17 protein-coding genes and 1 tRNA gene are annotated in these 14,870 nt (G+C 58.1%); 4 read left to right on the top strand and 14 right to left on the bottom strand.

What is annotated here, in order from left to right; translation table 11 throughout:
- Nucleotides 1-70: 70 nt before the first annotated feature.
- The 3 genes from K5E80_RS04390 to K5E80_RS04380 are packed head-to-tail and all read left to right on the top strand — an operon-like array spanning nucleotide 71 to nucleotide 3,252.
- A complete protein-coding gene (locus K5E80_RS04390; RefSeq protein WP_220635017.1) occupies nucleotides 71-1,939 on the top strand; it encodes a 2-oxoacid:acceptor oxidoreductase subunit alpha in 1,869 nt (622 codons plus the stop codon).
- 10 nt (nucleotides 1,940-1,949) lie between these two features.
- On the top strand, nucleotides 1,950-2,975 hold the full coding sequence (locus K5E80_RS04385) for a 2-oxoacid:ferredoxin oxidoreductase subunit beta (RefSeq protein WP_220635016.1): 1,026 nt from the start codon (nucleotides 1,950-1,952) through the stop codon (nucleotides 2,973-2,975).
- Nucleotides 2,872-3,252, top strand: coding sequence for a YfhL family 4Fe-4S dicluster ferredoxin (locus K5E80_RS04380; RefSeq protein WP_343213227.1), 381 nt, complete (start codon nucleotides 2,872-2,874; stop codon nucleotides 3,250-3,252). The genes K5E80_RS04385 and K5E80_RS04380 overlap by 104 nt, the downstream gene beginning before the upstream one ends.
- Here K5E80_RS04380 and K5E80_RS04375 read toward each other — a convergent pair.
- On the bottom strand, nucleotides 3,224-3,403 hold the full coding sequence (locus K5E80_RS04375) for a hypothetical protein (RefSeq protein WP_220635014.1): 180 nt from the start codon (nucleotides 3,401-3,403) through the stop codon (nucleotides 3,224-3,226). The genes K5E80_RS04380 and K5E80_RS04375 overlap by 29 nt on opposite strands.
- On the opposite strand from K5E80_RS04375, the gene K5E80_RS04370 reads away from it, so the two are divergent.
- The gene (locus K5E80_RS04370; protein ID WP_220635013.1) at nucleotides 3,402-4,178 is read left to right on the top strand and encodes an enoyl-CoA hydratase; all 777 of its coding nucleotides are present in this window, start codon (nucleotides 3,402-3,404) and stop codon (nucleotides 4,176-4,178) included. The genes K5E80_RS04375 and K5E80_RS04370 overlap by 2 nt on opposite strands.
- Nucleotides 4,179-4,280: 102 nt before the next feature.
- Here K5E80_RS04370 and K5E80_RS04365 read toward each other — a convergent pair whose 3' ends face one another.
- From K5E80_RS04365 to K5E80_RS04305, 13 genes are all read right to left on the bottom strand, one after another.
- Entirely contained in the window at nucleotides 4,281-4,529 is a 249-nt protein-coding gene (locus K5E80_RS04365) for a hypothetical protein (RefSeq protein ID WP_220635012.1), read from the bottom strand.
- A 461-nt stretch (nucleotides 4,530-4,990) separates the two neighbouring features.
- Nucleotides 4,991-5,254, bottom strand: coding sequence for a hypothetical protein (locus K5E80_RS04360; protein ID WP_220635011.1), 264 nt, complete (start codon nucleotides 5,252-5,254; stop codon nucleotides 4,991-4,993).
- Nucleotides 5,255-5,760: 506 nt separating this feature from the next.
- A complete protein-coding gene (locus K5E80_RS04355; RefSeq protein ID WP_220635010.1) occupies nucleotides 5,761-6,204 on the bottom strand; it encodes a helix-turn-helix domain-containing protein in 444 nt (147 codons plus the stop codon).
- A gap of 221 nt (nucleotides 6,205-6,425) precedes the next feature.
- On the bottom strand, nucleotides 6,426-6,788 hold the full coding sequence (locus K5E80_RS04350; RefSeq protein ID WP_220635009.1) for a helix-turn-helix domain-containing protein: 363 nt from the start codon (nucleotides 6,786-6,788) through the stop codon (nucleotides 6,426-6,428).
- A complete protein-coding gene (locus K5E80_RS17115; protein WP_220635008.1) occupies nucleotides 6,785-6,979 on the bottom strand; it encodes a helix-turn-helix transcriptional regulator in 195 nt (64 codons plus the stop codon). The genes K5E80_RS04350 and K5E80_RS17115 overlap by 4 nt, the downstream gene beginning before the upstream one ends.
- 106 nt (nucleotides 6,980-7,085) lie before the next feature.
- Nucleotides 7,086-7,703 carry a hypothetical protein gene (locus K5E80_RS04340; protein ID WP_220635007.1) on the bottom strand — a complete coding sequence of 206 codons (618 nt, stop codon included), beginning with the start codon at nucleotides 7,701-7,703 and terminating at the stop codon, nucleotides 7,086-7,088.
- A gap of 95 nt (nucleotides 7,704-7,798) precedes the next feature.
- Nucleotides 7,799-9,019 carry a tyrosine-type recombinase/integrase gene (locus K5E80_RS04335; RefSeq protein WP_220635006.1) on the bottom strand — a complete coding sequence of 407 codons (1,221 nt, stop codon included), beginning with the start codon at nucleotides 9,017-9,019 and terminating at the stop codon, nucleotides 7,799-7,801.
- A gap of 184 nt (nucleotides 9,020-9,203) precedes the next feature.
- Nucleotides 9,204-9,292, bottom strand: a tRNA-Leu gene (locus K5E80_RS04330).
- A 163-nt stretch (nucleotides 9,293-9,455) separates the two neighbouring features.
- Nucleotides 9,456-10,421 (bottom strand): glycosyltransferase family 2 protein, encoded by a 966-nt coding sequence (locus K5E80_RS04325; protein ID WP_220635005.1) that lies wholly within the window; start codon nucleotides 10,419-10,421, stop codon nucleotides 9,456-9,458.
- Complete coding sequence (locus tag K5E80_RS04320; RefSeq protein ID WP_220635004.1) at nucleotides 10,418-10,984, bottom strand: hypothetical protein; 567 nt, start codon at nucleotides 10,982-10,984, stop codon at nucleotides 10,418-10,420. The genes K5E80_RS04325 and K5E80_RS04320 overlap by 4 nt, the downstream gene beginning before the upstream one ends.
- Nucleotides 10,984-12,210, bottom strand: coding sequence for a sialidase family protein (locus K5E80_RS04315; RefSeq protein ID WP_220635003.1), 1,227 nt, complete (start codon nucleotides 12,208-12,210; stop codon nucleotides 10,984-10,986). The genes K5E80_RS04320 and K5E80_RS04315 overlap by 1 nt, the downstream gene beginning before the upstream one ends.
- Nucleotides 12,207-13,823, bottom strand: coding sequence for an ArnT family glycosyltransferase (locus K5E80_RS04310; RefSeq protein ID WP_220635002.1), 1,617 nt, complete (start codon nucleotides 13,821-13,823; stop codon nucleotides 12,207-12,209). The genes K5E80_RS04315 and K5E80_RS04310 overlap by 4 nt, the downstream gene beginning before the upstream one ends.
- A 108-nt stretch (nucleotides 13,824-13,931) precedes the next feature.
- Nucleotides 13,932-14,855: a polysaccharide deacetylase family protein gene (locus K5E80_RS04305; protein ID WP_220635001.1), complete on the bottom strand. Its 924-nt coding sequence runs from the start codon at nucleotides 14,853-14,855 to the stop codon at nucleotides 13,932-13,934.
- Nucleotides 14,856-14,870: the final 15 nt, after the last annotated feature.

Raw genomic sequence — 14,870 nt, 5'->3', positions numbered from 1 at the left:
AAAATATCGCGCGCTAAAGATGGTGAGTTTTCCCCGAGGTGTAAAGAAAGCTTATAGGAGCATCAACATTGTGAATGATACGAGTTCAGCGGTTCTTCAGAAGTTAGATAGCAAGACGCGTGCCGTCGAGGAAGTCGGCAGTGTCGTGATTCGCTTCGTCGGTGATTCTGGCGACGGCATGCAGCTAACGGGTACCGAATTTTCGAAGTCGATTGCCCGGGCCGGCCACGATTTTTCCACCCATCCCGATTATCCTTCGGAAATTCGCGCTCCGACCGGTACCGTGTACGGCGTTTCCGGATATCAAATTCAGTTTGGTTCGACAGAGGTCTTTACTTCTGGCGATGCGCCGGACGTTCTGGTGGCGATGAACCCCGCCGCTCTGAAAACCAATATCCGCGATGTCAAGCATGGCGGAATGATCATCGCCAATTCCGGAGCATTCACCGAGGGCAATCTGGCCAAGGCAGGTTACAAGGACAATCCGCTGGGAGATGACAGTCTTGCGGATTTTCGGGTATACCCGATCGACATTTCCGAACTTACCGCACAGGCACTGAAAGATTCAGGCCTGTCGAAAAAAGAGGTCGGGCGCTGCAAGAATTACTACGCGTTGGGCGTGATGTTGTGCCTCTACAGCCGGCCTTTGGATGCGGAAGAGGGAAATATCCGCAAAAAGTTTACAAAGAAACCGGAACTCGCCGAAGCCAACATCACCGCATTGCGCGCCGGCTATGCTTACGCCGAAGCTACCGAGATGTTCGCTACCAACTACGAGGTTCGCCCCGCAACGAATATTCGCCCGGGCAAATATCGCAGCATTACGGGCAATCATGCCGCGGCACTGGGCTTTGCGGCTGCTTCCGAGCTGTCCGGGGTTCCGTTGTTCCTTGGCTCCTATCCAATCACGCCGGCTACCGAGATCCTGCAGGAACTTGCTGCATTAAAGCATTTCAATATCACGACCTATCAGGCTGAAGACGAGATCGCCGGCATCTGTTCGGCAATCGGCGCCTCCTATGGCGGTGCGCTCGGCATGACGACCACTTCCGGTCCCGGCATGGCATTGAAGACCGAGGCCATGGGGCTGGCGGTGATACTCGAGCTTCCGCTGGTCATCGTCGATGTGCAGCGTGCCGGCCCGTCGACGGGCCTGCCCACCAAGATTGAACAATCCGATCTGCTGCAGGCGCTATACGGACGTCATGGCGAATGCCCGATCCCGGTGATCGCCGCCAAATCGCCTTCCGACTGCTTCGACTGTGCCATCGAGGCGCATCGTCTCGCCGTGAAATACATGACGCCGGTGATTCTGCTGACCGACGGCGGCATCGGCAACGCCACCGAACCGTGGCGCATACCGGATCCGAAAAAACTGCCCAAGATCGATGTGAAGTTCCGCACCGATCCCGATGGATTCCAGCCCTACGCCCGCGACAAGAATCTTGCCCGTGCCTGGGTGCGTCCCGGTACGCCGGGCATGGAGCATCGTGTCGGCGGCCTGGAAAAGGATTTCCTCAGCGGCAATATTTCCCACGATCCGGAGAATCATCAACGCATGGTCGAAGTGCGTGCCGCCAAGGTCGCGGGTATTGCCAAGGAACTTCCTCCCTCCGTGGTGGAAGGACCGGCCAGTGGCGATGTGCTCATCGTCGGCTGGGGCAGCACCTATGGCTCCATCGTTCAGGCAAGGGAGAAGGCCGCGGCGGAAGGCAAATCGGTCGCTCAGGTCCATCTGCGCAATCTCAACCCCTTGCCGGCGGACCTGGGCGATATTATCGCCAAATACAAAAATATCCTGGTGCCCGAACTCAATCTCGGTCAGCTCTCGCGCCTGTTGCGCGAGCATTACCTGCGCGACGTCGTTGCCTTGAACAAGGTGCAGGGCAAGCCATTCAAAGTATCTGAAATCTACGATCGCATCGTGGATCTCTGCTGAGGAAACAACCATGAACCAGTTAACTGAACTAAAAGCGCTTACCAAGAAGGATTTCGAATCCAGCCAGGATGTACGCTGGTGTCCGGGGTGCGGCGACTATGCCGTGCTGTCGCAGATTCAGAAGCTGATGCCGACGCTCGGCATCCCGCGCGAGAATTTTGCCTTTATTTCCGGCATCGGTTGTTCCAGCAGGTTTCCCTACTACATGGAAGCCTATGGCATGCACAGCATTCATGGCCGCGCGCCGGCGATTGCCAGCGGCTTGAAAATTTCCAGACCCGAACTTTCCGTCTGGGTGGTGACTGGCGACGGCGATTCGCTTGCCATCGGCGGCAACCACTTCATTCATGCCATACGGCGCAACATGGGCTTGAAGATCATCCTGCTCAACAACCGTATCTACGGTCTGACCAAGGGGCAATACTCGCCGACTTCGGAGATTGGCAAGAAAACCAAGACATCCCCGCTGGGCAGTATTGATCGTCCGTTCAGTCCGGCCTCGCTGGCTTTGGGCGCCGGGGCCACTTTCGTCGCGCGTACTCTCGACGGCGACCTGAAGCATATGCAGTATGTGCTGGAGCGTGCCGCCAAGCATGAAGGTACTGCCTTCGTCGAAGTCCTTCAGAACTGCGTGGTGTTTAACGACGGCGCTTTCGACTACCTTAGCGACAAGGCTGAACGCGACGACAGACGCATCATGATGGAGCATGGCAAGCCATTGACTTTCGGCAAAGGCGGCGACAAGGGCATTCGTTTGCGCGGCTTCAAGCCGGAAATCGTCACCATCGGCAGCGACGGCGTCACCGCCGCCGACGTGATGGTGCATGATGAGAGCAGCGCCAATCCTGGCGGCGCGTTTCTGCTTTCCCAATTTGTGGCGCCTGACATGCCCGTACCGTTTGGTGTCTTCCGCGATGTCGAGCAGCCGGCCTATGAAGCTCTCAATCGCGATCTTGCTGCCGATACGCGTGCCAAGAAAGGTCCAGGCACTCTGGAAAAACTCTTCAATAGCGGCGATACCTGGACCATCGCCTAAATTTCAAATCAGCTTAAGGAAAATCAAAATGTCTCTAATGATTAATGCGGACGACTGCAACAGTTGTGCAGCTTGCGAATCCGAGTGCCCCAACGATGCGATTTCGGAAGGCGACACCGCGTACACAATCAATTCGGATAAATGCACCGAGTGTGTCGGTCATTTCGATGAATCGCAATGTGTGGCTGCATGTCCCACTGAGGCCATCGTGCCTGATACAAATCACAGCGAAAGCAAGGATGATTTGCTCAAGAAATATCAGCGGCTGACAGCCTGATACGGGCAACCGGCTGATAGACTTTTGGCCAAATCAATCGGGGACAGGCGGTGAAGTTCAAAAGCCTGTCCCCGATGTCGTTTTGAAGTTGCGGTAGTTGTGGCGCTTTTTGTTTGGCGCCAAGCAAGGTGATTTTCAAGGATTTTGCCATGACATATGAGCACTTAAACGTCGAGACCAGGGGCCGGGTCGGTCTTGTCACTTTGAACCGGCCGGCCAAGTTCAATGCGCTGTGCGACGGGTTAATGAATGAACTGACTGCCGTATTGGATGCCTTCGACGTGGATGACGGCATTGGCTGCGTCATTATCACGGGGTCCGAGCGTGCCTTTGCGGCGGGGGCAGACATATCTGAGATGCAGGATTTAAGTTTCATGGAAGCTTACAAAACCAATTTCATTACCAGAAATTGGGAGCGGTTAAGGACATTCCGAAAACCGGTTATTGCGGCTGTAGCCGGTTTCGCATTTGGCGGCGGCTGCGAACTGGCCATGATGTGCGACTTCATCATTGCTGCCGAGAATGCCGTTTTTTCCCAACCAGAAATCGCCCTCGGCGTTCTTCCTGGTGGGGGTGGGACGCAGCGCCTGCCGCGGGCAATCGGCAAGGCCAAGGCGATGGAACTCTGCCTGACCGGACGACGCATGGATGCAAGGGAAGCGGAAGCCGCCGGCCTGGTGGCGCGGGTAGTCCCGCTGGAAAAGCTGATGGAAGATGCGCTGGCCACGGCCGAAAAAATCGCATCTTTCTCCCTACCGGCAACCATGATGGTGAAGGAGTGCGTCAATCGCGCCTTTGAGAGCAGTCTGTCCGAGGGAATCCTGTATGAGCGCAGGACATTCCAATCGGCATTTGCCACCAGGGATCAGAAGGAAGGCATGACTGCCTTCGTGGAAAAGCGCAAGCCGGGGTTTGTTAACGAATAAGCTGTTTCGCGAGTTCATCCGCTACCGCGTCGGCGGTTTAGTTCAACGTTCGAATTCACTGGACCTGCGCGGAAAGCCGCGCAGGTCCAGTGAATTGATGGGTTATGCCTTTGTATCACCGATAGCCTTAGCGAGAGCGACCTTGGCATATCGGACTTTACTTTCGCGCTCCTTCCGTTCGAGTTTTCCGTCAAGAATGAGTTCGATGCCGATACGCAAGGTATCGAAGTGAGCAAGACAGTCTTCTTCTGAAAGCTCATGGATTCCCTTGCTAAGCAGGGAGTACATCTCCGGATGCTCAACCAGAAACGGGGGCAAGTGTTTTTTTAAGAGTGCAAGCCTTTCTGCCATCCGCGATTGCGTATAGGTGTCTTCATTCCAGCCATCATCAGTGCTAGTTTCAGCACGGGCATCGTCAGGAGAAATTCAAGCGGTGCCGGAATTGGTTTATTGATCATGGCGATCAGTTTGGTTGAAAGGCATACTTTGAATTAGCACATTGATGCCGGGGTAAATGGCCAATGTCGGGGAAAAAGCTCGATGTCTGAAGAAAGGTTTATCCGGACAGGAAGGATCGCCAACTATTCAGGGCGCATCCTGCCATTATGCTAAATGAGATGTCAGCCTGGACGGCTAGCAGCCCGAGTGGTTTCCGGATTTTCCTGAAGGGGGTTGGACTTGCTGATGGTGCCGGAGCCGGAATCGAAGTGCGCCCGCAATGCCTTGCCATCAGCGGATATGCATAATCGCGATTTTGTATATGCCCCCAAATATGCCCCCATGCCCCTTCTGCTAGGCAATCTGTTTGGGTTTTACAGCATCCCTATCAATCGGGCCGCATGCACGCAAAACAGGCCGTCTTTCGCCTCTTCCACCTCGTTTATCCAACCCTGGATCAGTTCGTAGGTTCGCCAGTGCATTCCCTTGGGCCTTTCACCATTCGGGCCTAGTTTCGCCTCCAGCTTCCATTGCTTACGCCACATTCTGTCAATGCCATCCCCTGTTTCCGTCATATAGGCCAGGTTCAAACACTTGCGACAGGCATAGCGCCCGCCTCTCGCGCCGAAATAGACCACGGCACAGCGCCGCCCGCATTGAGGGCAAAGAAACCATTTCCGATACCCGCCGAAATGGCATGGCGTTCGGTCTATCCAAAGCGAACACGTTACCGGCATGGGATCGCCGCTATAAGGTGTCCATTGATAGTCAAGCGTTATGCAATCGTACTTAATCCGTACCATGACGCTCCCGGCCCTGTCGCCATAATTGGTTGTCCAGGCCCAACTAAAGCACATGCCGGGAGACAGCCGGTTTCTTCGATGCAGTTGGCGAATATCAAGGGCCAATGATTGTTCGCACTTGCGCCGCCAGCCGGGCCTGCCCGCGCCGTATCTCGATCCACCTTTAGCCATTTTCGCCCCCCACAGAATCACAAATCATTAGCAAATCTTCATTGCACCCATTGTTTCAATTACGTTCTACCGCCGCAGCTTTTCTGTCTTGATTCTTGCAGCATGCGCCCGCGTTTTTTCGTTTCGTCCTTGGTGTGTTTCCTTATCAATCCATACACCCCTACATGGTATTAATTCATAGTCGGCATTTCTTGCCGGGGTACTTCCTGCATTTTCTGCTGGAAGTCATGGGGTGAAACTGCACTTTCTGCTGGAGCTTTCCTGCACTTTTTGCCGGGTGCTTTTTTCTCCGCACCCGGTTCCCAGTGTCGCCACGCGCATGACTCAAACCCATCAAGGAATAATCCCTCGCGCTGCTTGATGGGCAACCATGTCACGGCGTACTTTGCCCAGACCTTGTTCACTCCATGGCTGCGCGTGCGATAGATAAACCCATGGCTGATTAATTCCTGAATTGCTGCGCGCAAGGTATGTTCGCTCCCGAAGCCGTAACGCTTGCACCACGAAAAGGCGGCTTGCAAATGACCGTTGTTGTCTTTGGTCGATTGGCGCACGATCAGGATCAGCAGGGCGCGGGCGGAAAAACTCAAGTCGGCATAGGCCGGACTGTCCAATACGCGATGCTCGATTGAGGCGTAGGGATGTGCCAGCGGCTTTCTTTCGGCGTATCGCTTTGCCATGGCCTACCCTTCCGCAAGCCGTCGCAGGTAGCAATAAAGCCCCCACAATTCGCAGACAGTCATCGCGGCAACATCAGCGCCTATGCCAAGGTGCGAGAAACGCACCAGAAGGCCCCGCAGGGCCTCTAGCCAGTTGTCGTTATTCATGCCCGCCCCTACGCTGCGCGGGCGGCTACAGAGGCGCTTTCGGCTTGCTTGCGGCCTTGCAGGACATAGAGGGCGATGCAATGCGGGCGGCCTATGTCGCTATGCTCTATGCGGCGCAAGGTACGGATGTCCCAGCCCAGTTCCCGCAATTCCTGAATCCGCCCAGCAGGGTGCGGCACGTCAAGATGCGTGCGCGCCTCGAATGTCGAAATGGGAAAATAGCGCAGGGCGGCCAGCATTCTTTGCTGATGCGATGCGCTGGTTTCGCCTTTATACTGGTCGCGGATTTTGTTGAGCTGTGCAACCTTCGCCTCGCCTGTCAGCGGGGCGATTTCTTTTGTGCTGGTCGTTCCCATCGCGCCCGCCTTCATTTCGCCACCTCCGCAATCAAGGCGTGAATGTCGGCAGCTTTCCATGCGGTAGTGCGCGGCCCCAGCTTTACCGGCTTGGGCGCTTTGCCACTACGTACCCATGCCCACCAGGTAGAGCGGCTGACGGGGATCAGGGATAGGATTTGCGGGAGCCGGATAAATCCGGCTTGATGATTTGAATGTGTTTGCATCGTCTTGACTCCAAGTAAGGCTCATGTGAGCCGACGATGCAGTATGTAGAAGGCGCTACACCCGATAGCCCCAATTACTGTCGCAAGAATCGTAATTACGGTGCAGCTATTCGATACGCTCTTTCGATTGAAGCTCATAGGCTTCTCTGATGTACCCAGCCAGTGTCTTTTCGTCTAAATTAATTTCGGTGATTTCCTTCATTGCCTTGGCCGCCTCATAAGGTTTTCTCGGGTCAAAGCCCGGAATGCCATGCATGGCTAACAACATGATCAAACGTAAGTAATTATTTCGCGTTCTAGGATTAATCGGTTTCCCTGTGCTATCCCCTCTCGGCGTTTCTGTTGAGGGAATAAGCCCATTTTCCTCAGCCCAGTCTAGCCATGGCACAACGTAGCCCTTAGATTGCACCCAATCGACGTAATATTTTGGCGGGTTGTGCGATGGATGGTTACCACTTTCCCAGATTCTTAATAACTCAGACTGCAGGAGCTGTGCAAACATCATTCCGCCCAAGTCGGCTTTTCGTGTCCTTTGTTTTCCATCAAGCGTAGAGAGTTTACTTGGGCAATTTGGAGAAACGTCAATTCCATATGCAGACTCTGGAACGATTCCCAACAAAAGCCATAGTGCTTCTTGGTAGTCCCAGTTATCCATCCTGAAAAAAAACTTTAGACAAAACGGCTCACCCATTGGGTCATCGAAATTCCAAAGATACTCTTCCATCCAAAATGCCCCTTTTGCACCCCTTGATTCAGGAGCCGCGCCAGCCCGCCAAGGGTCGCGGGGTTTCGGGGATCAGCCTAGGCGCGGCTTTATCGTTATGCCATATTACCGTGTAACGGTATCACTTCCGCGCCCGCCTTGATCTTGTCGAGATAGTCCGCCCATTGCTGCATCATTTTGCGCCGCTCTACCAAATGCGCCGTCCGGTTATAGGCTCTGCCATTCGGATCGCGTACCGCATGGGCCAGTTGATGTTCTATGTAATCAGGCCGGAAGCCCAAGATTTCATCCAGTATTGTGCGCGCCATCGCCCGGAATCCATGCGCTGTCATTTCGTCGCGGGTGCTGAATCCCATGCGCCGTAGGGCCGCGTTGATCGTGTTGTCGGATATGGGCCGCTCACTGCTACTGACAGTGGGGAATACATAGCGCCCCTTGCCCGTGAGCGGCTGAATCTCGCGCAGGATCGCCACCGCCTGCAATGAGAGTGGCACCAGATGCGGCATGCGCATTTTCATTTTCTCGCCGGGAATATTCCACTCCCCTTTGTCCAGGTCGATCTCCGACCATTCGGCATGCCGCAGTTCGCCGGGACGGACGAACACCAAGGGAATGAGGCGCAGTGCGCAATGCACGATCAGGGAGCCTTTGTAGCCGTCCAGCGCCCGCAGCAGTTCCCCCACCTTGACCGGATCGGTAAGCGCCGCTCTATGGCGCTGTTGCTCAGGTGCCAGCGCCCCTTTCAGATCGCCGGTTATGTCGCGTTCGCAGCGCCCCGTGGCAATGGCATAGCGCATGATCTGGCCGACGTATTGATGCACCCGCTTTGCGGTATGGATCGCCCCGCGCGATTCGATGCGGCGCAAGGTCGCCAGCAATTCGGAGGCGCGTATTTCGGCAATCGGTCTAGACCCCAGCCAAGGGAAAAGATTGTTTTCCAGTTGCGCCCGCACCTTGTCGATATGCTTGGGCGTGAATTCAGCGGCGTGCAATGCCAGCCATTCGCGGGCGATGGCTTCAAGGCTGTTTTCTGCTGATAGCTTGTCTACCGCCTTTTTCAGCCGCCGTTCAGCGGCGGGATCGCGCCCCTCGCTGAGTTTGTCTTTTTCCCTGGCGGCATTTGCGCGGGCCTTCCTGGGCGATACCCTGGGATAGACGCCAAGCGCAAGCCGCTTTTCCTTGCCCGCGTGCCGGAACTTCAAGCGCCAGTATTTCGCCCCGGAAGGCAGCACTTCCAGATACAGGCCGCCGCCGTCAAAAATGCGATATGGCTTTTCTTTGGGGGCGGCGTTCTTGCATTCCAAATCAGTAAGCATTTAGCACCTCTGGGGGGCATATTTTTTGGAATAACACATGGTCATGACTTATGCCCCCAATTATGCCCCCTTGTGCCCCCGGATTGCAATGGCCTTGACTGGATGCTGTCGGACTATCTACCAATGAAAAAGCCCGTGGCTAGCGGGCTTTATGGACTTCATCGTACTACGTTGGATTTATTCTTGGTGCCCGGAGCCGGAATCGAACCGGCACGCCGCGTTAGCAGCGAGGGATTTTAAGTCCCTTGTGTCTACCAATTTCACCATCCGGGCGGTGAGCGCGCGGATTCTACCCTCCGTGCGTAATAAGTGTGGGCGTACCCCGCCTATTGATGCGATAACCTGATGTTTGAACCGCACCCCTCACCCCAGCCCTCTCCCAATGGGAGAGGGAGAAATCAGCGGCACGATGGAGTTGATACTTCATCGTGCCGGATCAATTGATCTGCGGTGGTGGTCGCAGCCGGTACTGCTCGCGGCCTTCCGGCTCGTGATAGATGCGGATCAGGATTTCGCCGAGCAGACCGATGGCGATGAGTTGCGCGCCCATCAACACAAGCATGACGCCGAGCAGCAGCAGGGGACGGCCGCCGATGTTCTCGCCGAGCAGTTTGAGCACGGCGAGATAAGCGCAAATGCCCAGGCCCGGCACCAGCATCCACAGGCCGACGCCGCCGAAGGCATGCAGCGGCCGATGCAGGTAGCGCAACATGAACTTCATCAGCAGCAGATCGAGAACAACGCGGAAGGTGCGATCGATGCCGTACTTGCTGACGCCGCGCGTGCGGGCATGGTGGCGCACCGGCACTTCGAGAATTTTCGCCCCGGCTTCGAAAGCAAGCACGGGAATAAAGCGGTGCAACTCGCCGTACAGGCGGATGCTGCGGATCAGTTCGGTGCGATAGGCCTTGAGCGCGCAGCCGTAGTCGTGCAGTTCGACGCCGGTGACCTTGGCGATCAGCCGGTTGGCGATCATCGACGGAATCTTGCGATTGACGGCGGCATCCTGCCTGTCCTTCCTCCAACCCGAGATCATGTTGATGTCGCTGCGCTGTTCCAGGGTGCGGATCAGTTGCGGAATGTCGAGCGGATCGTTTTGCAAGTCGCCGTCCAGCGTGACCGTGTAGCGGCCCTGCACGGCATCGAAGCCGGCTTGCAGGGCGGCGGTCTGGCCGTAATTGCGCATCAGGTAGCGCGGTTTGAGCCACGGCGTGCTGGCGGCGAGTCCGGCCAGCACCTGCGCCGAATCGTCGCGCGAGCCGTCGTCGACGCAGATCAGTTCGAAGCTGAATCCGGAGGGCGTCATTGCCGCGCTGACGCGGGCGACGAGGTCGGGCAGGTTTTCCTGCTCGTTGTAGACCGGAATGACGATGGAAACGTCGCAGGAATAGGTTTCGTTCATGATCGAATGATATTGCGGTTTTGGTGCGCGCGATACCCCGCACGATACCCATTGCGCAGCGCAAGCGCCAGCATGACGGACATCAGCAGCGGATCGAGCAAGGTATCCCAGAAATTGCTGGATTCAAGCAGCCCGGCGCGCCAGGCCAGCAGGTCGATGGCCAGCAGCCAGAGGCAGAGCGGCTGCCCGCGCCACCAGGCGATCAGCGCAATGGCGCCGAGCGCCGCAAGCAGAACGGCAGGTTGATAGCCGAGGCGATAAAGGTCGATATTCCACGGTCCCAGCGCGCTGGCATAGAGCGCAAGCGAGAGCAGGGCGATGGCAACGGGTACACGCCAGCCGTGGCGCAAGGCAGCCGGGGCACTGCCCATATAGGCCAGCACCAGCAATTGCAGGGCAGTGATGCTGGGATCGCCCCACAGGCCGCGCAGTGCCATCGCCAGCGAGACGCCTTCAGGCAGGGGCAGCAGCGCCAGCAATGCGGCGAGGATGGCAACGATGCGCGAGCGAAGCCCCAGCGAGGTCAGCAACCAGGCGACGATCAACACCTGTGCCAGCAGCATTAGTGTTTTCCCTTCGACTCGAATCCAGTACCGCTCGAAGAGCGGTCTGTACTCGTCACCTCCCCCACTTGGCGGGGGAGGTCGGGAGAGAGTGCCAATGGATGCATAAGCTTTCCATCCAAGTCTCCTGAATGGAAAGCGACATGCTTGATCGCTTCACGTTTCCAGGTATAGGCCAGATGAACAATGCCAGCATCATCCTGCAGCAGCGCGGGATAGGAAAACTCCTCATCCGCTGCGCCTTGCTCAACGATGATGGGCGCCGACCAGTGGCGGCCGTCGTCGCGCGAACGCAGCAAGGCGAGCCGGCTGCGGTTCTCTTCAAGCGGATTGCAGGCCAGCAGCAAGCTGCCGTCGGCAAGGCGGAGTAGGGCGATGGCGGCATTCGGATTGGGAATCGCGGTCGCTGCCGCGGGCAACCAGTGGCTGCCGGCCGCTTCGCCGTATGCGCGCCGAATGCGCTGCGCCGGCCCGGCGTCGCGCAACAGCGCGAGGACGCGATGCTCATCGAGTGCTACCGTGGCCGGTTGCAACGTGCCGGCGCTATCGGGAATGCGGGCCTGGTCGATCAGTGTCAGATTCGCATCAAAGCGCAGCCATTCCGGGCGTTTGTTCAGAAACTCGTGATAAGCGGGCAGGGCGATGCCGCCGTCCGCCAGCGCCAGCGGCGGGTTGCGTACCAGTGTCGACAGGTTCCAGAACGGCGAACTAACGATGCGTGTCGCTGCGCTCCAGTGCTGACCGCCGTCATTCGACTGCATATGGTTGATGGCGCTGCCGGCCCAGCCGCCATAAGACACGCTGACGAACCACAGGTGCAATACGTTGCGCGGGTCGCGCCACAGCAGCGGATTGCCGAGCTTGCGGATCAGGCGTTGCGTGTCGTGCTCGATGCGCTGCCGGTCGACAATGCGCTGCGGCGCGCTCCATGTGTTTTTGTCATACACCGAACTGTAGATGGCAACATCGCCCGCGCCTTCGCGGCTGCCGGCAAACCAGGCCGCGATCAAGCCGCCGTCGCTGCGTTGGGCAAGGGTGACGGCATGCGCGCTGGCGGCGGCGCGCGGCAGCAATTCGGCATGCGGCGCGGCGTTGATGGGCGACGTTGTTGCAGACCTGGCCGGTGCTGGCGCGGTGAAAGCGGCAGCGGACAGCGGCTGTAGCCGTGGCCAGCACCACACGAGCGCAACGGCGAACAGGAGCAGCGGCAACGCTTGCCGCTTCATGGTTCTACCTGATAAACGCGGATGGTGGACATCAGCGGCGCGGCGGAGCGCGCATCCCAGGCGAGTTGCCAGTCATCGCGGGTCGCGCCTTCGCGGGCGAAGCGAATGCCTGAACCGGCCGAAGTCAAGGCACGATATTCGAACAGCGGCCGCGCGTTGGCGCCGAGTTCCTGCAACTGCGCTTTCATGCTTACGGTATCTTCGGCGCGCAGCATGATCAGGGCATCTCGGCCAAGGTCGGCGCGCGTGAGCCGGTTGGTCTGGTGCAGTGGACGCCGGCTCAGGATCGGCAGCAGCGCGGGCTGCGGGCCGGCGAACAACGTTACCTGGCGCTCGTGCGACAGATCCAGCACCTGTTGTGGCACCGCATTGACTTCGAGCGCAGGGAAAGCCAGTCCCCAACCGATGCTCCACAACAGGGCCGCCGAGGCGATGAGATGCTTTGCGCCCAGCGCCGGACGCCACCAGGCCCAAAAAAAATACGCCAATGGAATTACCAGCCACCACCAGCCGCCGCGTTCGAAGCGCCACAACAGAACGACAAGCGCCAGCGCCAGCAACCCTGGCAACAGGCTGCCGAGGCGCCGGGTCCATGGCGGCGCGTGAGTGTCGAGGTGGATGGCGGCGAGCAGTGCCAGCGGCGCCAGGGAACCGATCAGGTAGCGCTCGAAAGTACGGATCAAAAAGAACGGCAGCAGGGTAAACAGCAGCCACAGGCCGAGCAGGCGGATATCGGCTTCATGGCGCCGGCTCCACAAGGCGTGCACGGCGATGAAACTCCAGGGTAATGACAACGTGATGATGCCGATCAGCGGATCGGCCGAGATGCTCAACAACTGGCGCGCTTCAAGCTCATCCTGCGTCGCGGCGGCGAGTTCCACGCCGTAATGCTGGCGCACGTAGAGGAACCAGTACAGGGGCAGCGCCAGTGCCATGACAGCAAGCAGGCCGTGCCACCACCAGCGGCCGAACATGAGTTCGCGCGGCTCGCGGAAAAACAGCAAAGCCAGCAGTCCCGCGCCGAAGACGACGACGGCGATCGGGCCCTTGGTCAACAGGGCGGCGGAAAGACAGAGCGCGCTGGCGATAAGCCAGGGCCAGGCGAGGAAATGGTGCTTTTCCTCCGGCAACGGCGACAGGGGTGATGGTTGCAGCCAGCGCAGGTAGCAGCAGAAGGCAGCGGCCGAGAGCGCGGCCACGGGTACGTCGAGCATCAAGCGCCGCGATTCGGATTCGATGCCGCCCATGCCGATCAATATGCCGGCGGCAATCAGTCCGGTTTGCAGGGAGCCGGTAAAGCGTTTGCCGAGCCAGGTGACACAGCCCAGCAGCAGCAGGGAAAAGGCTATGGTGACGCCGCGCGCCGCAGCGAGCGAAGGACCGAAGACTTCGAAGCTGGCGCGCGCGGTCCAGTAGATGAAGGGCGGTTTCTTGAGGCGTGGCGCGCCGTCGATGAAGGGCACCCACCAGCGATGCTCCTGCATCATGTCGAGCGGGATGCGCAGTCCGAGCAGGTATTCATCCTTGCCGGTGAGTCCGGTCGGCGCAGCGATGCCGAGGCCGAGGATCAGCGCGGCAAGCAGCATCAACAGGAGAAGTTTGAGGGGGCGCATTTCTACGTCTTTGTCATTTCCGCGCAGGCGGGAATACCCTGAAGGACACACATCCAGGGGCTTGTGGTCAAAAAAGACGCTGGGTCCCTGCCTGCGCGGGGACGACGGTTAACGGCCGGCATCGGCGAGAAATTCCGGCCCTTGCAGCAGCAAGTTTCCCGAGCGGCCCGGGATTTCGCCCTGTAGAACCTCGTGCCGCGGCAATTCGTCGACGGCAATTCCGGCATAGAGTTTTTGCAGGCTCACCAGTTCATAACCCTGCTGTTTCCAGCCAAGCAGCAGACGTTCGAACATCGGCGCCAGCTTCATGCCTTCGAGTTCCGCATGCAGCGTATATACATGCCCGGTGGCAGGAGGGCTTTCAGTGAGTTCGAGCAAGCGCTCATGCACATTGTCCTCGACGACGTTATCGACCCCGATCAACTCGTCGAGCGTCGGCAGCGTGGTGGGCAACTGCGGGCAATGCACGACCTCCGCATTCCAGACCGGCATGAAGGGATGGCTGCCGCGGCAATCGGAGGCGTAGTGAAAACCGAGCCGTTGCGTCATGCGCAGCGCATGACGGTTCATCTGCCAGCCGGCGGCGCCGTGAACTATGGGTTCCGTGCCGAACACATCGGTAAACTGCGTGCAGGCCAGCCTCATTTCGTGCTCGGTCCAATCCATGTCGGCGCCGACCACGCCATCCTGCCATTTGACGTGATCCCAGCAATGGATGCCGACTTCAAAGCCGGCATCGCGTACGCCGCGCAGGATGTCGGCGCAGCCGCGCCCTATATCGGGTCCCGGCAGCAGGGTGCCATACATCAATGTCTTGAGGCCATAGTGCGAGACCACCGAGGTACGCGACACTTTCTTCATGAAGCCGGGGCGAAAGGCGCGGCGGATGGCACGGCCGGTATGGTCGCGTCCGAGCGAAAAGAGGAAAGTGGCGTCGGCGCCGTGGCGGTGCAGGATCTCCACCAGATGTGGTACGCCCTGCAGTGTGCCGCGAAAGGTATCGACGTCGATCTTGAGCGCGAGTAAAGGCATAAAAGCTGTTCACCA

This window comes from Georgfuchsia toluolica (assembly GCF_907163265.1).
Taxonomy (GTDB): Bacteria; Pseudomonadota; Gammaproteobacteria; order Burkholderiales; family Rhodocyclaceae; genus Georgfuchsia; species Georgfuchsia toluolica.
The sequence above is the reverse complement of the archived record's forward strand: the minus strand, read 5'-3'. Positions and strand labels throughout refer to the sequence as shown.

Excerpts from the sequence above, each read along its gene's own strand:
- K5E80_RS04315 (WP_220635003.1), bottom strand. The coding sequence starts at position 12,210 with ATGAAGCGGCAAGCGTTGCCGCTGCTCCTGTTCGCCGTTGCGCTCGTG.
- K5E80_RS04350 (WP_220635009.1), bottom strand. The coding sequence starts at position 6,788 with ATGAAGGCGGGCGCGATGGGAACGACCAGCACAAAAGAAATCGCCCCG.
- K5E80_RS04335 (WP_220635006.1), bottom strand. The coding sequence starts at position 9,019 with ATGCTTACTGATTTGGAATGCAAGAACGCCGCCCCCAAAGAAAAGCCA.
- K5E80_RS04380 (WP_343213227.1), top strand. The coding sequence starts at position 2,872 with ATGAAGCTCTCAATCGCGATCTTGCTGCCGATACGCGTGCCAAGAAAG.
- K5E80_RS04320 (WP_220635004.1), bottom strand. The coding sequence starts at position 10,984 with ATGCTGCTGGCACAGGTGTTGATCGTCGCCTGGTTGCTGACCTCGCTG.
- K5E80_RS17115 (WP_220635008.1), bottom strand. The coding sequence starts at position 6,979 with ATGCAAACACATTCAAATCATCAAGCCGGATTTATCCGGCTCCCGCAA.
- K5E80_RS04325 (WP_220635005.1), bottom strand. The coding sequence starts at position 10,421 with ATGAACGAAACCTATTCCTGCGACGTTTCCATCGTCATTCCGGTCTAC.
- K5E80_RS04340 (WP_220635007.1), bottom strand. The coding sequence starts at position 7,703 with ATGGAAGAGTATCTTTGGAATTTCGATGACCCAATGGGTGAGCCGTTT.
- K5E80_RS04385 (WP_220635016.1), top strand. The coding sequence starts at position 1,950 with ATGAACCAGTTAACTGAACTAAAAGCGCTTACCAAGAAGGATTTCGAA.
- K5E80_RS04375 (WP_220635014.1), bottom strand. The coding sequence starts at position 3,403 with ATGGCAAAATCCTTGAAAATCACCTTGCTTGGCGCCAAACAAAAAGCG.
- K5E80_RS04310 (WP_220635002.1), bottom strand. The coding sequence starts at position 13,823 with ATGCGCCCCCTCAAACTTCTCCTGTTGATGCTGCTTGCCGCGCTGATC.
- K5E80_RS04365 (WP_220635012.1), bottom strand. The coding sequence starts at position 4,529 with ATGGCAGAAAGGCTTGCACTCTTAAAAAAACACTTGCCCCCGTTTCTG.
- K5E80_RS04370 (WP_220635013.1), top strand. The coding sequence starts at position 3,402 with ATGACATATGAGCACTTAAACGTCGAGACCAGGGGCCGGGTCGGTCTT.
- K5E80_RS04305 (WP_220635001.1), bottom strand. The coding sequence starts at position 14,855 with ATGCCTTTACTCGCGCTCAAGATCGACGTCGATACCTTTCGCGGCACA.